The sequence below is a fragment of the Candidatus Thermoplasmatota archaeon genome (assembly GCA_030018475.1).
GTDB lineage: Archaea > Thermoplasmatota > JASEFT01 > JASEFT01 > JASEFT01 > JASEFT01.
In genome coordinates this window covers 17,130-32,451 of record JASEFT010000005.1, presented here as the reverse complement: position 1 = coordinate 32,451, position 15,322 = coordinate 17,130, and the positions used below count along the sequence as shown (strand labels likewise).

Annotated in this window: 18 protein-coding genes; 3 read left to right on the top strand and 15 right to left on the bottom strand. The window is 38.4% G+C overall.

The features are described from left to right. Positions 1 to 239: 239 nt before the first annotated feature. The 9 genes from QMD21_01680 to QMD21_01640 all read right to left on the bottom strand — a co-directional run bounded on the left by QMD21_01680 (position 240) and on the right by QMD21_01640 (position 6,015). On the bottom strand, positions 240 to 1,001 hold the full coding sequence (locus QMD21_01680; protein ID MDI6855481.1) for a formyltransferase family protein: 762 nt from the start codon (positions 999 to 1,001) through the stop codon (positions 240 to 242). A 2-nt stretch (positions 1,002 to 1,003) separates the two neighbouring features. Then, positions 1,004 to 1,558 carry a DUF998 domain-containing protein gene (locus tag QMD21_01675; protein ID MDI6855480.1) on the bottom strand — a complete coding sequence of 185 codons (555 nt, stop codon included), beginning with the start codon at positions 1,556 to 1,558 and terminating at the stop codon, positions 1,004 to 1,006. Continuing rightward, entirely contained in the window at positions 1,545 to 2,225 is a 681-nt protein-coding gene (gene queC, locus QMD21_01670; protein ID MDI6855479.1) for a 7-cyano-7-deazaguanine synthase QueC, read from the bottom strand. Before queC ends, QMD21_01675 begins: the two co-directional genes overlap by 14 nt. After that, the gene (locus QMD21_01665) at positions 2,204 to 2,674 is read right to left on the bottom strand and encodes a 6-carboxytetrahydropterin synthase (GenBank protein MDI6855478.1); all 471 of its coding nucleotides are present in this window, start codon (positions 2,672 to 2,674) and stop codon (positions 2,204 to 2,206) included. Before QMD21_01665 ends, queC begins: the two co-directional genes overlap by 22 nt. Further along, the gene (porB, locus tag QMD21_01660; protein ID MDI6855477.1) at positions 2,664 to 3,539 is read right to left on the bottom strand and encodes a pyruvate synthase subunit PorB; all 876 of its coding nucleotides are present in this window, start codon (positions 3,537 to 3,539) and stop codon (positions 2,664 to 2,666) included. The genes QMD21_01665 and porB overlap by 11 nt, the downstream gene beginning before the upstream one ends. After that, positions 3,536 to 4,711, bottom strand: a complete 1,176-nt coding sequence (gene porA / locus QMD21_01655; GenBank protein MDI6855476.1) for a pyruvate synthase subunit PorA — start codon at positions 4,709 to 4,711, stop codon at positions 3,536 to 3,538. The genes porB and porA overlap by 4 nt, the downstream gene beginning before the upstream one ends. A 7-nt stretch (positions 4,712 to 4,718) precedes the next feature. Further along, a complete protein-coding gene (locus QMD21_01650; GenBank protein ID MDI6855475.1) occupies positions 4,719 to 4,979 on the bottom strand; it encodes a 4Fe-4S binding protein in 261 nt (86 codons plus the stop codon). Beyond that, on the bottom strand, positions 4,976 to 5,518 hold the full coding sequence (locus tag QMD21_01645; protein MDI6855474.1) for a 2-oxoacid:acceptor oxidoreductase family protein: 543 nt from the start codon (positions 5,516 to 5,518) through the stop codon (positions 4,976 to 4,978). Before QMD21_01645 ends, QMD21_01650 begins: the two co-directional genes overlap by 4 nt. A 71-nt stretch (positions 5,519 to 5,589) precedes the next feature. Then, positions 5,590 to 6,015: a hypothetical protein gene (locus QMD21_01640; protein ID MDI6855473.1), complete on the bottom strand. Its 426-nt coding sequence runs from the start codon at positions 6,013 to 6,015 to the stop codon at positions 5,590 to 5,592. A 92-nt stretch (positions 6,016 to 6,107) separates the two neighbouring features. Between QMD21_01640 and QMD21_01635 the strand changes: the two genes are divergently transcribed. Further along, the gene (locus QMD21_01635; GenBank protein MDI6855472.1) at positions 6,108 to 7,196 is read left to right on the top strand and encodes a dipeptide epimerase; all 1,089 of its coding nucleotides are present in this window, start codon (positions 6,108 to 6,110) and stop codon (positions 7,194 to 7,196) included. Between the two features lie 60 nt (positions 7,197 to 7,256). Then, positions 7,257 to 8,036 (top strand): PAC2 family protein, encoded by a 780-nt coding sequence (locus tag QMD21_01630; protein ID MDI6855471.1) that lies wholly within the window; start codon positions 7,257 to 7,259, stop codon positions 8,034 to 8,036. 230 nt (positions 8,037 to 8,266) lie between these two features. Here the strand turns inward: QMD21_01630 and QMD21_01625 are convergent, their stop codons facing one another. The 4 genes from QMD21_01625 to QMD21_01610 form a co-directional block, all read right to left on the bottom strand. Beyond that, positions 8,267 to 9,373, bottom strand: coding sequence for a hypothetical protein (locus QMD21_01625; protein ID MDI6855470.1), 1,107 nt, complete (start codon positions 9,371 to 9,373; stop codon positions 8,267 to 8,269). A gap of 738 nt (positions 9,374 to 10,111) precedes the next feature. After that, positions 10,112 to 10,324, bottom strand: coding sequence for a hypothetical protein (locus tag QMD21_01620; GenBank protein ID MDI6855469.1), 213 nt, complete (start codon positions 10,322 to 10,324; stop codon positions 10,112 to 10,114). 52 nt (positions 10,325 to 10,376) lie between these two features. Next, positions 10,377 to 11,108: an ATPase domain-containing protein gene (locus tag QMD21_01615; protein ID MDI6855468.1), complete on the bottom strand. Its 732-nt coding sequence runs from the start codon at positions 11,106 to 11,108 to the stop codon at positions 10,377 to 10,379. After that, positions 11,105 to 11,254: a hypothetical protein gene (locus QMD21_01610; protein MDI6855467.1), complete on the bottom strand. Its 150-nt coding sequence runs from the start codon at positions 11,252 to 11,254 to the stop codon at positions 11,105 to 11,107. Before QMD21_01610 ends, QMD21_01615 begins: the two co-directional genes overlap by 4 nt. Positions 11,255 to 11,437: 183 nt before the next feature. Here QMD21_01610 and QMD21_01605 point away from each other — a divergent pair, with 183 nt between their 5' ends. Beyond that, complete coding sequence (locus tag QMD21_01605; GenBank protein MDI6855466.1) at positions 11,438 to 14,239, top strand: DUF835 domain-containing protein; 2,802 nt, start codon at positions 11,438 to 11,440, stop codon at positions 14,237 to 14,239. On the opposite strand, the gene QMD21_01600 is transcribed toward QMD21_01605, so the two are convergent. Both QMD21_01600 and QMD21_01595 read right to left on the bottom strand, forming a co-directional pair. Beyond that, positions 14,220 to 14,936 (bottom strand): ATPase domain-containing protein, encoded by a 717-nt coding sequence (locus QMD21_01600; GenBank protein MDI6855465.1) that lies wholly within the window; start codon positions 14,934 to 14,936, stop codon positions 14,220 to 14,222. The two genes, QMD21_01605 and QMD21_01600, sit on opposite strands and share 20 nt — an antisense overlap. Next, positions 14,929 to 15,198: a hypothetical protein gene (locus QMD21_01595; protein MDI6855464.1), complete on the bottom strand. Its 270-nt coding sequence runs from the start codon at positions 15,196 to 15,198 to the stop codon at positions 14,929 to 14,931. The genes QMD21_01600 and QMD21_01595 overlap by 8 nt, the downstream gene beginning before the upstream one ends. Positions 15,199 to 15,322: the final 124 nt, after the last annotated feature.

The following is a 15,322-nucleotide window of genomic DNA, read 5'->3' as shown; positions in this document are numbered from 1 at the left end:
GCATCTGGATTTTGCGACATCAAATTGACAAATGGCAAATAACTACGCTGCGCTCTCCGAAGAAATGCTAAAGAAATGTGCAAGAAATCTCTACTACAATCGTTAATGTGGCTTCCTGTGATTGCTCTAGGAGCACTGTTCTTTATCTTCTCTATAAATTCTATGACTGTTTCTACAGCACTTGTTTTAGTCTATTTTTCCATACCTAAGAGAAAAATACCCAGCATAGAGAGAAATATTCAACTACAAATAGTTCTCTCTATGAGCTCGTTCATGCAATAGCCCTGCGCATAAAGCTTGCCTTTTGCATAAACTCCGCCAGCTCGTAGCTCAATTTTCCGGCTTGCAAGCTCTTTGATTGTATGAAATAATAACGGAAGCTCTCTTTTCACACCCTCTTCCCTTATCTTTTTAAAAAGTTTGGTTTTATCCTTTTCTCCCCAGAGCTTATTAAACCCTTTACCCTTTATTGGAAATGTGCAGTATGTAACTACAGGACCTCTATCCAGAATCTCGGTTACAAGATGAATAATAATACCTGTTTCTTGCGCTTTGGTCCGAATTAACTCCCAGATAACTTCCTGCCAAGTGCCCGTAGGCCCTAAAGGTGCTGCTGGATGCAAATTTATAAGCTTATATTTTCTACACAGCTCAGGTCCAACTATTAGCATATACCCAGCAAGTAGTATCAGATCCACTTCATATTTAGCTAAAAGTCTCATAACTTCTCTATCATATTCTATCCTCCATCTAGGCCTGTTTGCGCTCCATAACTCAGGTTTGAATTGCTTTGATGAAAACTGCACCAACTCAAGATTGTAACTTTTTACCAGCTTGAAAAACAAATCGCTTTCTTTTGCTTCGCCTTGCGCTCTATTACTAAACACAAACACCAACTCTACATTTAGCTCTTTGCTATCAACACCTTTTTTGATTACTGTAAGTAAATCTCTAGCTGCTTTATCCCTTCCTGTAGAGAACCAACCTAACTTATAAGGCATTTTCAACTCCTAGTTAGTTTAATACCCAGCAGTATGCATGAAGCGCTGCCAGCACTTGAAGCTACAAATTCATGAACAGCAACGCCGTTTTTAGGTAGTAGCCAGATTAGCGCACTGCACATACTTAATATTAAAATTACAAATCCTAGTTTTCTATCTTTAGCGCTTATAGATAAACCAATAAAGAACAGCGATATCGGTAGTAGTACAAAGAAAGCTACAGAAAAATAGAAATGAATAATTCCCATATTTTCCGGAAATAGTCCTATACCGCACAAAGCGATAGCAGTTGAAATAAATGCTATTATTGCAATATTACCTAACCAATTAGCTAAAATTTTTCTCAGCCCGAGTGCAAATATAAAAATAAGCGCTCCGCACACAACTAAACTTGAATTGAATAGAATAGCTGTAATGCCGTTAACTCCCAAATCGCTAAGTGCATTCGCAGTCCAAGAGAAAGGCGAGTAAGAGATAGCAATTAAAATCAGTAAAAGCATTGCTATAGGAGCTAATATTCCACAATAACCTGCTAATTTCAAATCAAATTTTTTCATATTCAATAGTATCTTTAATTCCTGCCTCTCTAAACCCTTTCAATCTAATCAAGCAGGAATCGCATTTACCGCACGCTTTCCTTTTACCTCTATAGCAGGACCATGTTAAATGATAAGGAACTTTTAACGACAAACCCTTCTTGATTATTTCAGCCTTAGTGAGATTGATTAGCGGATATTTTATATCGATAGCTTTTCCTTCAACTCCAGCTTTAGTACCTACTTTTATAACTTCTTGTAAAGCTTTATAGAAATCAGGTCTGCAGTCAGGGTAGCCACTATAGTCAATTGCATTCGCGCCTATGAAAATTTTGCTGGCTCCGATACTTTCTGCGTAAGCTGAGGCGTAAGCCAAAAAAATTAGATTTCTTGCAGGCACGTAAGTTGAAGGTATATCTCTTCCTAGATCCTTAATATTCCTTTCCGGAATTTTCTGTTTTTTCTGTAGTAATGAAGAGCTTACAAAATTCAAATCTAATTTCAAAATTTTATGTTTTGCTCTATAGTGGCGGGCTATTTTTTTAGCGCTTTCAAGCTCTTTTTTGTGTCTTTGTCCGTAATCAAAGGAAATTGCATGAGTATCATAATTTTCTGATTTAGCAATTGCAAGTGTAGTTGCAGAATCTATACCGCCGCTAAGCAAAACTACAGCTTTTTTATTAGCCATACCCCCTGTCCCCAGCCTTCGTCCAAGCCGAGTTCGAGTTTGCAAAATTTTCTATCTTTTAAATCCAGCTCGTCAATTAATCTCTCTAGTAAATAATTTGCTAAATTTTCTGCACTAACAGGCTCCAGATCAAGCAATATTACATCCTCTATTGGAAAGCTATACTCTTTCTTATCTTCTGTTATCTTTACTTTTTTATTTTCTATTTTAACCCTTGCTTTAGGAAGCAGTACTTTGTGATCTAATTTATCAATAATTTTTCTAAGAATTTTTTTTATAACTGTAAAGTCTATCACCATACCCTTTCGAATAGTCTCACTGTAAATCCTTGCATGCACCGCATAAGTATGACCATGTAATCTAGAGCATTTATCAAGCTCTGGCATCATATGACAGGCAGAAAAAGTTATTCCGCTACGCCAGCCATCAATTTCTAATTTATAGACCATATTTAGCGCACTTCTCGTCTACTTCTTTTTGAATTTCAGCCAGTAGTTTTTCGTTTCTCATGACATGTGCAAAGCGCCCTTGTAACTGCAAATACTCTTTTACAGGCTTTCTATGTGCTACTTTCTTAGTAATTTTTAAGTTACTCATATCACTTCCTTCGCATTCCCAAAGAGGAAAAACGCCTGTTTCTACAGCAAGTCTTGAAAGCTCTATAGTGAGTTCGCTTGGGAAGCGCCAGCCGGTAGGGCAAGGAACAAGAATGTGCATGAAGCAAGGCCCATCAATTTCTAAAGCTTTTTTTATCTTCTTCTTCAAATCTAAATGATAAGCTATAGTTGCAGTTGCTACGTAAGGTATATCATGCGCTATGCAAATAGCCCCTATTGGCTTCTTTTTTCTACTTTCGCCAATAGAATATTTTCCTAGCGGGGAAGTAGTAGTAGAAGCTGCATAAGGCGTTGCAGAAGAGCGCTGAATACCTGTATTCATATAAGCTTCGTTATCCAAACATATATATTTTACATTATGACCTCTTTCTAACATTCCGGAAAGTGCTTGCAAGCCTATATCGAAAGTACCTCCGTCGCCGGCAAATGCCAGCACGTTAATACCTTTTCTTTTACCCAAAGCTTTCAAAGCGCAATCTATGCCTGAAGCTACTGCAGCTGCATTTTCAAAAGCCACATGGATTAAAGGTATTTTCCAAGCGGTCTCAGGGTAGGAAGTAGAGACCACTTCAAGACAGCCTGTAGGCACTACAGCAATTGTATTCTCACCTGCTACACTTAGAATCTGCCTTACCGCAATAGTTTCTCCGCAACCCGCACATGCTCTATGACCTGGTAAAAAAAGTTCTTCATTCATATAAGCTCCTCTCTCAGTCCAATCCACTCAGGTATTTTAAATTTGTTGGTTTCTAGCGCTTTTTTAGCGCTTTCAACTATAAGCTCAAAATCTTTGATTAGCACATCTCTTCCACCAAGACCTAAAATATAGTTTAGAACCAACGGCTTTTTAGAATGATTTACAAAGCAACTACACACATCTTCAAAAACTGCTCCAGCAAAGCCAAGTGAAATATTTCTATCAACTACTGCCAAAACTTTTGCGGTTCTTGCAACTTCTATTAATTCCTTGCTTGGAAAAGGTCTGTAAACAGTTAAAGAAGCGCAGCCTACTTTCTCGCCCTTCGCTCTTAATTTACTAACTGCCATTCTAGCAGTTCCACTCATAGTGCCTAAAGTGAGTATGATTATTTCTGCATCTTCGCAACAGTAAGATTTTACTTTTTTATACTCACGTCCAAACATGGCTTTGAACTCTGCAAATACTTTATCAATAACTTCAGAAGTTCTATGCATTGCCTCATCTGTTTTTTTCTTGAATTCCATATAGTACTCGGGCGTACAAAAAGAGCCGAACGTTTTAGGGCTTTTAGGGTCTAAAGTAAAGAGTGGCTTATACGGCGGCAAGAATTTATCAACTTCGCTCTGCTCAGGTGCTTCTACAACTTCGCTCGTATGAGTTAGCACAAAAGCATCTAACCCAAGCATTGCAGGCAGTAGTACATTAGCGTCCTCAGCAATTTTAAACGCCATAATTGTAAAATCTAGAACTTCTTGGTTGCTTTCGCAGTAGAATTGTAGCCAGCCACTATCGCGCTCAGAGATGCTGTCTTGATGGTCGCACCAAATATTGATAGGAGATGACAACGCTCTATTACCTACAGGCATAATTATAGGTAACCGCATACCAGATGCTATAAATAGCAATTCATGCATCAGAGCAAGACCTTGAGAAGATGTGCATGTACAAGTTCTAGCGCCGGCAGCGCTTGCACCAATACATGCGCTAAGTGCGGAATGCTCGCTTTCTGCAAGAATGAACTCCGCTTTTAGCTCGCCGTTAGCTACGTATTCTGATATTTTTTCTGGAAAGTGTGTTGATGGCGTAATAGGGTATGCTGGCACAACTTGAACTTTACAAAGTTTAGCTGCAAGTGCAGCTGCATGATTACCCTCAACTACAACTTTCATTTTTTTATCAGCGCTCCTCAGGAACTAGAGCTATCGCATCCTTAGGGCATTCGTAGGCGCAAATACCGCAACCCTTGCAATGCTCGTAATCTATGATTATGCCATCCTCTGTTTTGGAGATACAAGAGTCAGGACAATATTCATAGCAAAGATAGCATTTAGTACATTTCTCTCTTTGCCAGATTGGCTTCATTACACGCCATTCACCTGTTTTGTATTCTTTCGAACTACCAGCATTTGTGATAGTGGCTCCAAACCCCAATTTCATTTTTTAACGCTCCTAAAAGCTTTTTTTGCAGCTTCTATGTTTTCAGATTTTCTTGCGCTTATACTCTCGCCAATTGCTTCGATTATAGATTCTAATTTTATATTACCTATCGCTTTTGCATAAGCTCCTAGCATTGCAGTATTCACTATAGGATTAGTTCTTGTACCTAATTTGCTGTTTAATGCTATTGCAGTAGCATCTACAACATAAACAGTTGCATGTAGATGGAAATTCTCAGGATTTCTAGCGGTATTAATCACAGCATTTCCATTTTCTCTGAGACCTTTGGCAACGTCAACAACACTTATCAAAGTAGGATCTAGAACGACGACAGCATCAGGCTCGTAAATTTGACTTCTTAGCTCAATTGGCTCAGTATCAAATCTCAAAAAAGCCGTTACAGGCGCTCCTCTGCGCTCAACCCCAAACATAGGAAAAGCTTGAACATAATAATTTTGTTTAGAGGCTGCAAGCGCTAGAATATTAGCAGCTGTAACAGCACCTTGACCTCCTCTGCCGTGGAATCTAACTTCGTACATTTCGGTCAAAAATTGTAATAGCTTGACGGAGATTAAAGATTATTGTTTGAGACAAAGGAGGACTTTCAATTTTAAGAACTTCTACTTTCGCTCCACAATCTATTGAACTCGCTTCCTAGCCTTGCAATAATTTTGGGGTTTGTAGTCCATACTGCAAGCGTGCCATATCTTGGTGCGCCTGAAAATATTAGCGCTCTATCCTCACTAACTGCAAAGTTAGTATTGACTGCCGGGTTTTTAGCTATCCTTAAATCTTTAGAATAAGGTATTTTGTCGCCTTTAACAACTACAAGGCTTCCTTTTGGTATTTCCACTCCTTCAATATCTTCAGCAACGAACGCTAGAGGCTTTGTCCCTTTAATATCTTCTAAGCTCCATATCGAGGTCAGTCTTGAGGTCTCACCCCAAGGCAGTATTTTCTTCAATCCTATTTCCACCATAAGCAGTGTCGCCATTATTCCTACAAAAGCTCCTATCCCAGCAGATAATAAATCCATTTTTTAAATCACCTGAAATAGTGATGTTTTAACGAGTATATAAAGATAGTGAGAAAAATTTAGTTTTAACAAGGGTATTCTAACAATTTGAGATGAAAATAACGGAGCTCGAAATTTACCCTATTGCAATACAGCTGAGAAAACCTTTTAAAATTGCATTAGGAACTTCTTATTACTACGAAGGGGTGCTTGTAAAAATAGAGACTGACGAAAATATTTACGGCTGGGGCGAGGCTTCGCCTTCAGAGAAAATAACTTTTGAAACTCAAAGCACAGTAATTAACGCGCTACAACGAATGAAGCCTTCTGTTATAGCTAAAAATCCAATTGAAATTGAAAAAATAATGAAAGAACTAGATACTAAAATTAACGGTAATAGCGCTGCGAAAGCTGGTATTGACTTAGCGCTCCATGATATTCTGGGTAAATATCTGGACTTGCCGCTGTATGTAGCGTTTGGTAATGACAAATCAGAAATTAAAACTTCTATCACAATAGGCATTAAAGGGGTAGATGAAACAATAGAAGAGGCTTTGAAACTAATTGATCAAAAAGTCAAAATTATAAAATTGAAAATAGGCATTGATGCTGAGAAAGACATAGAAAAGGTAAAGGCGCTCAGAGCGGCAATCGGCTATCAAACGAGGCTTAGAATAGATGCAAATCAAGGCTATTCAACCCGACAAGCTATTAAAGTGCTAAAAGCGCTAGAACGTTACGAGCTAGAATTTATAGAGCAGCCTGTTGTTGCTAGCGATATTGATGGCTTAAGAGAGGTAAGAAACAACACTGCAATACCGATAATGGCTGATGAAGCTCTGCATACTCCTAGAGATGCAATTGAACTCATAAAAAGCGATGCTGTAGATTTGTTCAATATAAAATTAATGAAGAGCGGCGGTCTTAGCAAAGCGCTAAAAATTGCAGAAATTGCACAAGCTGCCGGCATTCCTTGTATGGTAGGCTGTATGGTAGAAACCAAGCTAGGTATTACTGCAGGTATGCATTTAGCGCTCGGTAAAAAAATAGTTAGATATGCAGATTTAGATGGTCATTTAGATTTAGAAATTGATTGTATAAAAGACGGTGTAGAGACTTTGGAAGGTACGAACAGGCTAGGAAATGGTGTAGGGCTCGGAATAGAGGTTGATAACGAGATATTAGAGAGAATTAAAGTATGAGATTCAACTGGCTTTGGGGTGAGAAAGTATTTATTTCAGTAAGCCCCTTTTTATTACGGAATGGAAATTAAAATCTTAAAGAAATTAAGTTTGAAATCGCCAATAATGCTGGCAGGCGCGCCAGGTATGGGACTGGTTGCTAAGCACACTGTAGATTATTTTATAAAGAAGCTTTGCGCTAAAGAGCTCGGCAGGCTAAGTTCAGATTACGATTACTATTCAATAGCTGTTTTTGACGATAGAGGTGTTTTAGAGCCTTGCCATCTCAACAGTCAGTATAGATTTTATTTTCTAAGAGCCAAAGGCGCTCACGATTTCGTCTTCTTCACTGCAGACTTCCAGCCAACACTGCCTGAAAAGCAGAACGAGCTCAGCGATATTGTAGCGAAGGTAAGTGAGAAACTAAAAGTGAAAAGGATCTATACTACAGCTGCTGTGCCTGTACGTGAAAAAGTTGCGCATCCTAAAGTTTTCGGTACAGCTACAGCGCCAGAATTAATGGATTTTCTAGTAAAGAAAGGAATAGAGCCGTTAAGAGGGCGGGTAAGTGGATTTAACGGCGTACTGCTGGAATATGCTTGGAAGCGAGGAATAGAGGCATGTTGCCTGCTCGCTGAAACTTATATTTATCATATAGATAATCCTCTAGACCCTATAGATTTCAAGGCAGTGCTTGCAGTAACTAATAAAATTTCAGAGCTTATGGAATGCGATATAGATACAGAAGAATTAGAGCGTGAAATTGAGAGGCGCGAGGCATTGTATAAAAAATTAGAGGAAGAATATAAGAAAGCGGTAGCGCCTAAAATAAGAAAAGAAGTACCTAGTTATATAGGGTAGTGGGGACTTTGGTGTTGTTGCTTACAAGTAAAAATTGAGGAGCTAACTTTTTGTTTTTTTTCCTGCCCTAACACCTATTCAAAAACTCTTCCCTTTTTAGACGTCTATTAAGTGAAGGAAACCCGTAAGGGAAAAAGGGTTCCGAGGCGCTAGGATGATCGGCGAGAGCCGTGTATTTAAATATACCGTGACTGTAGGTATTTTCGACTAAAATCGCTTCAGACTATTGGTCATGATAGTTTTTTCTTTGTTCTATATCTCCAAAAAACAATTGCAATCATACTAATTACTAAACCACAAATGATGAATAGGGTAACCCTGTAGACCTTTGGATACACATAAACGGTGGTATTTAACGTTAGTGTGCCGCACATATCCTTATGGATCTCAACAGTCACATTATTGGTATAATCCGAAAGCATGCTGCAAGAAATAGAATATGAATTAAAAAGTGGGTTATATTTAGCATTCGTGTTATTAACCTTAACATCTGCATCATGGACAGGCTTTCCAACTTCATTAAAAACACGAATATTTATTTTTGTTATTTCTGGAATCAAAATCTTTTTGGGGACAGATACCTCACATTTAATTTTATGATCCAAGACCTTGATGCTTGGCTCACCAAAACATAAAAACGGCGCGTCAAATTCTTCTGTTCTTTCCTTTGTTTGATTTATTGAGATTTTAATTGCATTCCCTATAGTCTCGCCGTTTACGAGTAACTCACCAACCTTATTGGTTAAAAAACCACCTTGTCTGAAACTGAGTTCAACAGGGCTTGCTATAACACAAGCTGCCCCAGAGCCGAGTAAAGTGTATGGAAAATTACTACTACCTATTTTGCAAGCCAAAATGATGCATACAGTATTTTTTAATTTTATTGAGGAAAAATCATCTTCTGTGATTTTTTTAGTATTTTTGGGGTCAACCAAGCCAGTCTTATCCGCATCTGGTTCTGAGAGATTGCCACCCTCCTCATAACTTCTTTCACAAAATCCATTCCAGCCATAAATACCACCTTCATTAGATGTAAAGTTTATCCATCCATGAGAGGAATGATACCATATACCTACACCTTTTGTAAGGTTTTCTATAATAGCTGTAGTGTTTGCGGTAAATATAGAATATTTCGAGAACCATTCGAAAGTTTCACGAATGGTTTCACTAACAAAAATACCTTCACCGGTGAAATTTAAACCGTGTGAATAGGATATAAAACACCCCATCACTTTTTTCCATGCGTTAGTAGCTTTTCTAACCTTATCAAAAAATAACCCTCTATTACCATACACTAAAATCTCATCCTCTGTCCCAACGAATCTCCCAACCACCATATTTGTTTGCATACACAAATCTAAAGGAATTTTTATTCCGCTTAGGTTTGAAATAATATAACCTTTACCAGCAAACGAAATATTGTAGATTGAAAGCGACTCTGCTAAAGAATCTTTAAGTTCATGATTGACGTAATAACCTTTTCCTCGTCGGAAAGCCTATCCCTCCCTTATAGGGAATGGGATAAGCTATGATTCTACATCTAGGAAAAGGCAATGCAACTATTAGATTTAGTTTTAGCTTAGGAAAGCGAAGTCGTAGCATTCTACTCACCACTTGTGATTCTAGTAGTGAGAAACTAGCTAATCACAGCAAATTGAACACTAGGAAAATTTAAAAACGAAGACCGAAAAATAAAAAGAGAAGGGCTATGCCCTTAGGCCGCATACGCTCCTCTGCCAACCCAGCTAGACCAACCATATGTTGGATTATAGTATTTAGAAGTCACATACTAGTAGAACGTAGTAGAAGTCGTGCCAGATGTAGGCGTGACATAGCCATTGGAAAGAACAGGTGCTGATAATATATTCCTTGGACATTGAATCCTGCTGAGGATACTGTCTCCCAATCATAGGATAAGTTATAGTTACACTAGGGAGGCCAGTAGTGGCACTAGCCTTCCCGGCAACCAATTCCGTGCCCGCTATCCCCACTATCCCAAGAAATCCAGCTAATATGATAATAGCAATTAAGGTTAAGGTTGCAGGTGAAAAGTAACGGGATGTTTATGGCTTTGCCTATATTTTTCTTTTTGCCTGGTATTTTCTCAAACTTCCTTCTTCATAAATGAAAGAAGGACTGTGGATTTTCAAAATCTCCCTAAACAATTTCTCAACAAGATCCCCATCTACAAAATCCTGATTTATCAGGATGTGTAATGCTTGGAGTCTTGCCTTGTTCTCGTTTTCCTTTCTGCTCCCGTTCCAATTCAACCAATCTATCTTTCTCATTCTATCACTCTATAAGACCCTATTTTTCCGCCGAAAACAATCTCGCCGGGGCTTAGAGCAATCTCATAACTGATTTTTTTTTCACAGAGTAACTTCGCAGAGGTGATTTCTCAACAGAAACAAACCTGTCGATTCTGCCGTCATGAATAGTCGAATTAAGGTTTATAACAGTATCAAAAATACGCCTGAGACCGTTCATAAACTCTTGGGTATGAAGATTTCTCTCAACAAGATAGATGGCGGTCCTCTTATATGTCTCATAATTCCCTTTCTCTCTGAGCAAATGCCTATAAATCTGCTCCTCACCGTATCTCATGGTGGATGCGGACAAAGAGAGATTTATATTGAATATATCGCCCTTTGGTATGAGCTCAGATACAACTCTTGTATATTCTTTTGCAAAAGTATCTAAAGCGTCAGAGCCCAAAACAGATTTCACCCGATGTTTCGAGGAGAAATCTAGGTAATAAACCTTACCATCATATTTATCCAAATCAATATTATATGCTCTGCACTGCTCCTTCAACTGCTCTGGCGAAATAAAGAAACAGTCAATCACCCCAATATCACCAAATTCTACCCTCTTTTTCAGCAATGACACAAGGAATATATGACCTATGCAGCCAGAATCTTCGATGACGAGATTGGTAGAGCCTTTTATTAGCCCACCGCCAAGCAAATCATCTAGTTTCTTGTAGCCTGTGTTGATGATCTCGGTCGAGCCTTTTTCCATGAATGTTTTTATCTGCTCCCAACCGTCACGCCAACCAATCTCTTCGGTCATTTTATCGCCTCTGTGCGACCAGTTACGAATACATTACATCTAGAGTCTGTAAGACCGCCTTGATAAGCGTCAACAATTGTAAGAGTAAAGGTAGCTTGCAAAGCCGCCTTGGCAATAGCTTCCAGACCTGTTTTCTTGTCAGTCATAGTCTCACCTCTAGCTTGAGGGGGGATTTCGAAGGTCATTATTTTTTCATCAAAAACTACCTTGTAACTAAGGGTATATAAACACGAATCCCAATGTAAACCCAACGTAAAAAACAGAAACAATTATGAGCGAGCAAGGAGATAAATATAAACATGCCCGTCCCCCTCTCTGCAAAAGAAAAGATGCTGCTTTTCCTTCTCGACCATATAGATGAACAACTTCATCTGCCTGCTAAAGGTGCACCTCCACGCTTTTTCTCACCTACAGGGATGCTTGATCTTATAAACATCTCCCGTCCACTGCTTCTCCAGGCGCGGAAAGACCTTGTCAGAGATGGTTTGATCGAAGAGAGAAGATATTACGTCCCAGAAACAGGAAGATTTCGTGATTTCTATTTCCTCACCCGGGAGGGCATAGCAAAGGCAGAAGAGTTGCAGGAAGAAATTGGTAAAAGGAAGGTAAAGGTTAGGGAGAGAGATGAACTCAGGGAGCTGAAAATTTCTGAGCTGCTTGGTTATTTGAAGAAAACAGCCAAAAAGCCTATAGAGCCAGGTCGCTCCTACCTAGTGAAAGGTGAGAAACCAGATATGGCATACGAAGTCTTTAAAAGGCTGTTGGAAGAAAGGTATGAGGGGGTAGTTATTTCAGATCATTCACCAAGAAAAATAAGGGAGAAGTATGGTCTGAGAGCTGAGTCGTTCTGGCTTTCAGAAGTAGAAGGTGAAAATATTCTTAAGCCTGATAGGCTGGACTTCGAAATCATGGCAACTATTTCTAACTTCTTAAAGGAAAATGACAAACCTGTGATAATGTTAGAGGGATTTGAGTACCTATCGCAAGTGAATGGTTTTGATCAGTGTTTGAAATGGGTAAAAACTACAACAGATATCGTAGCGAAGAACGATGGGATATTAATCCTACCAATAAATCCGGTGGTCTTCTCTGAAAAGGAAATATCGCTGCTCACACAAACTATAGAGGTTTATGAACCCGGGAAGATAGCACCTGTAGAAATAAATTATACAAACATCATCAAGAACATCACCCCAGAAGGTTTTATTGACCTTAGAACAATACTCGAGCCAAAAAGATTTATCGATTATTCAGAAAGAAGACCTGAAGTTAGATATTTCTTTGGTAGGGAAAAGGAGTTAAAGGCTCTATATGAATTTCTAAAATCAAGATCAAAGGTACTTTGTATAAAAGGTATTGCAGGTATAGGGAAATCAGTATTAGCCTCAAAGTTTATAGAAAGCATTGAGATGAATGTGTTTTGGCATAGATTCTATGAGTTCACTACACTTCGTAATTTGTTTAGTAAGTTCTCAGAGTTTCTGGTTAAATTAGAACGAACTAAATTGAGAAACTGTCTTGATAGAGAGAAGTTTGATTTGGAAGAGCTATTAGCAGTTTTGGGAGAAGAAATAAAAGGCACGCTCTCTCTACTAGTGTTTGACGATATACAAAAAGCAAACCAGGATATTATAAATTTTCTTAGCTCTTTTAAAGATTTGGTAGAGGATAGTAAAATTATTGTGATTGGGAGAACAATTCCTTCATTTTACGATAGAAGAGATGTGGTTATAAAGAAGATTGTAACCGAACTTACATTGGGTGGGTTAGATAGAGACGATAGCTACAAATTGCTAGCTAAACGTGGAGTTAAAAAGGAGGAACACGAAAGACTTTATAAACTAACTGGCGGTCATCCTCTTTCGCTCGAGCTGGTAACGGCAGAGACAAGAGAAGAGATGGGAAAGTTTTTCAGAGAAGAGATACTCAAAAGGCTTGACGTAGGTGAAAGAAAAGCGTTAGAGCTTGCATCAGTATTCAGATGTCCATTCGATGCTAAGGCGATGCTTGACGCGGATATCGAGCCCGATATTATTGATAGTTTAGTTGAGAAATCATTATTTGATAGATATATCGATGCCTACAGCTTGCACGAGGTAATAAAAATGGTAGTATACAAAACACTCTCACATCCTCAAAAGATGAGTTATCATAGAGCCGCTGGTATGTATTATAAAGAAAAGAGGGAAGACCAAGCCAAAATAGAAGCTATATTTCATTTTCTTAAAGCAAAAGATTATGAAAGCGCTTTAAACCTTGTATTTAGAGAGGCCCCAGATTTAATCTCTAAAAAATATTGGGAAGAGTGTAGAGATATTCTTAAAGAGTTTGATGAAGCATTTATTGACAAGATGGACTGGAGCAAACTTTTGTTACTTAAAGGGGACGTTTCCGCAATGCTTGAAACTTGGGAGAAAGCCCTAAGCTATTATTCCGCATCATTAGAGATTTATGAAAAACTTGGGGATAGGTTAAAAGTTGCAGAGTTGCATAAAAAGATCGCGAGTGTAGAGAAGCAGAGAGGTAAATGGTACGAGGCAATGAAGAATTATATGAAGAGTTTGCATGCATCAAACCGCGCTACCGTGCCCGAGCTCACTAAATTGCAAAAAAGTCTTCAGATTTTTTATTGGGAAAGGGACAAAGAAAAACTACCAGAATATGTTCTGGCATTGCCCAGTATAAAAAAATATAAAGATCCATGGGTATTAGCTTTTACTTTTATAGAGCTTGGCAATACTTACAGGGAGCGAGGAGAGGGTGATAAAGCGCTCGAGTATTATGAGAAAAGCTTAAAAGTGCTGGAAAAAGTCGAGAATGCGAGCGAGCTTGCAAGAGCATATAAAGGTATGGGAGACGTATATTTAAAGAAGCTAGATTTGAATAGAGCTATTGATTGTTTTGAAAAATGTAGAAGGTACGCAGAGCGAATAGGTAATAAATTCCTTACTGGTAGGTCGTTGCTTTCTTTGGGTGAGATTCACTTAAAAAAAGGCGATAGAGATAGGGCAAAGGAATATCTTGACAAATCGTTAGCGGTTTTAAAGCGAATTGATGACAAGCTTGGGATCCAAGCTGTGAATAAACTCTACCGGGAAATAGGGAATAGCGTTACTCAGGTATTACCGTAAAACCTTTTTTATCATAAACTAAAGGAGTATATACCCTTGAAATTTCTGTAGCTCTCATTTTTATTATCCCAAGCATTAGTTTAAGAGCCATTTTCTCGCGGCGGAGGTCTAGATGTATTATACCATCACATAGATATGGTTCTCCACCAAATATCTCAAAAACATTAGATCCCATGGTCATTTCCGAGATTAGAAATACAGTGGCACTGATATTTCTAAGTCTAGCAAAAAAATGGTACGTGTCATCTCTTGTAAGTGGTTCTTTTGGGAATGCTCCGAACGCATTTAAAGAATCTAAAACCACTACTTCGATTTTATCTGTGTCTTTAACCGTTTGAATATGGGTTAGCACAAGCTCTATCCATCCGGCTTTATTAACTGGTTTATTAGCTTCCTTCAGCAATTTTCGAAGTACGCCTATATCTACTACCAGTATATGTTTCTCTATCTCTTCCGCATTCATGCCTAAAGATACCATCTGTTGGAATAGCGAATTTCTCTCTTGCTCAAAAGATAGATAAAGACTTTTAATGTTTTCTTTCACGCCAAGGTTATAGAGTATATTAAAACAAAGAGAAGTTTTCATTGTACCGTGAGTGCCTGATACAAGTATTATAAAGTTTTTTGGTATACCTCCAGAGAGTTTTTCATCTAAACCTCTAATGTACGTTCTCATTCTTTCTATATTCTCAGTCATTTTTTCCCTCCCACTTTTTAAGAATGCTCAGCAGCTCGGTGCGTATTTTCTGCGCGTAATTCTCACCTACCATCTCAATACAAATTGTGTATATCTGCTCGGCAAGCTTTTGATAATCCCCAAAAGAAAGATTCCCGAGTAATCCTATTTTTTCTTTCTGGAGCTTTAATATTGTCGGAGCAAGCGCTCCGAAAGCTCTTTTGAGATACTCACACCACTCTTTCTCTAGGTTCGTAAGCTCACTGGTTTGTTCCTCGTCCATTTTTATCTCTGTAGACATAACTGTTATTTTCTGTATTAAACCTTACTATCTTTTAAGGCGGGGAGAGATAAGGTCTCCACAAGAAAAGTGATACTTTTTAAATACAGGCTTTTGAACAGCAGCT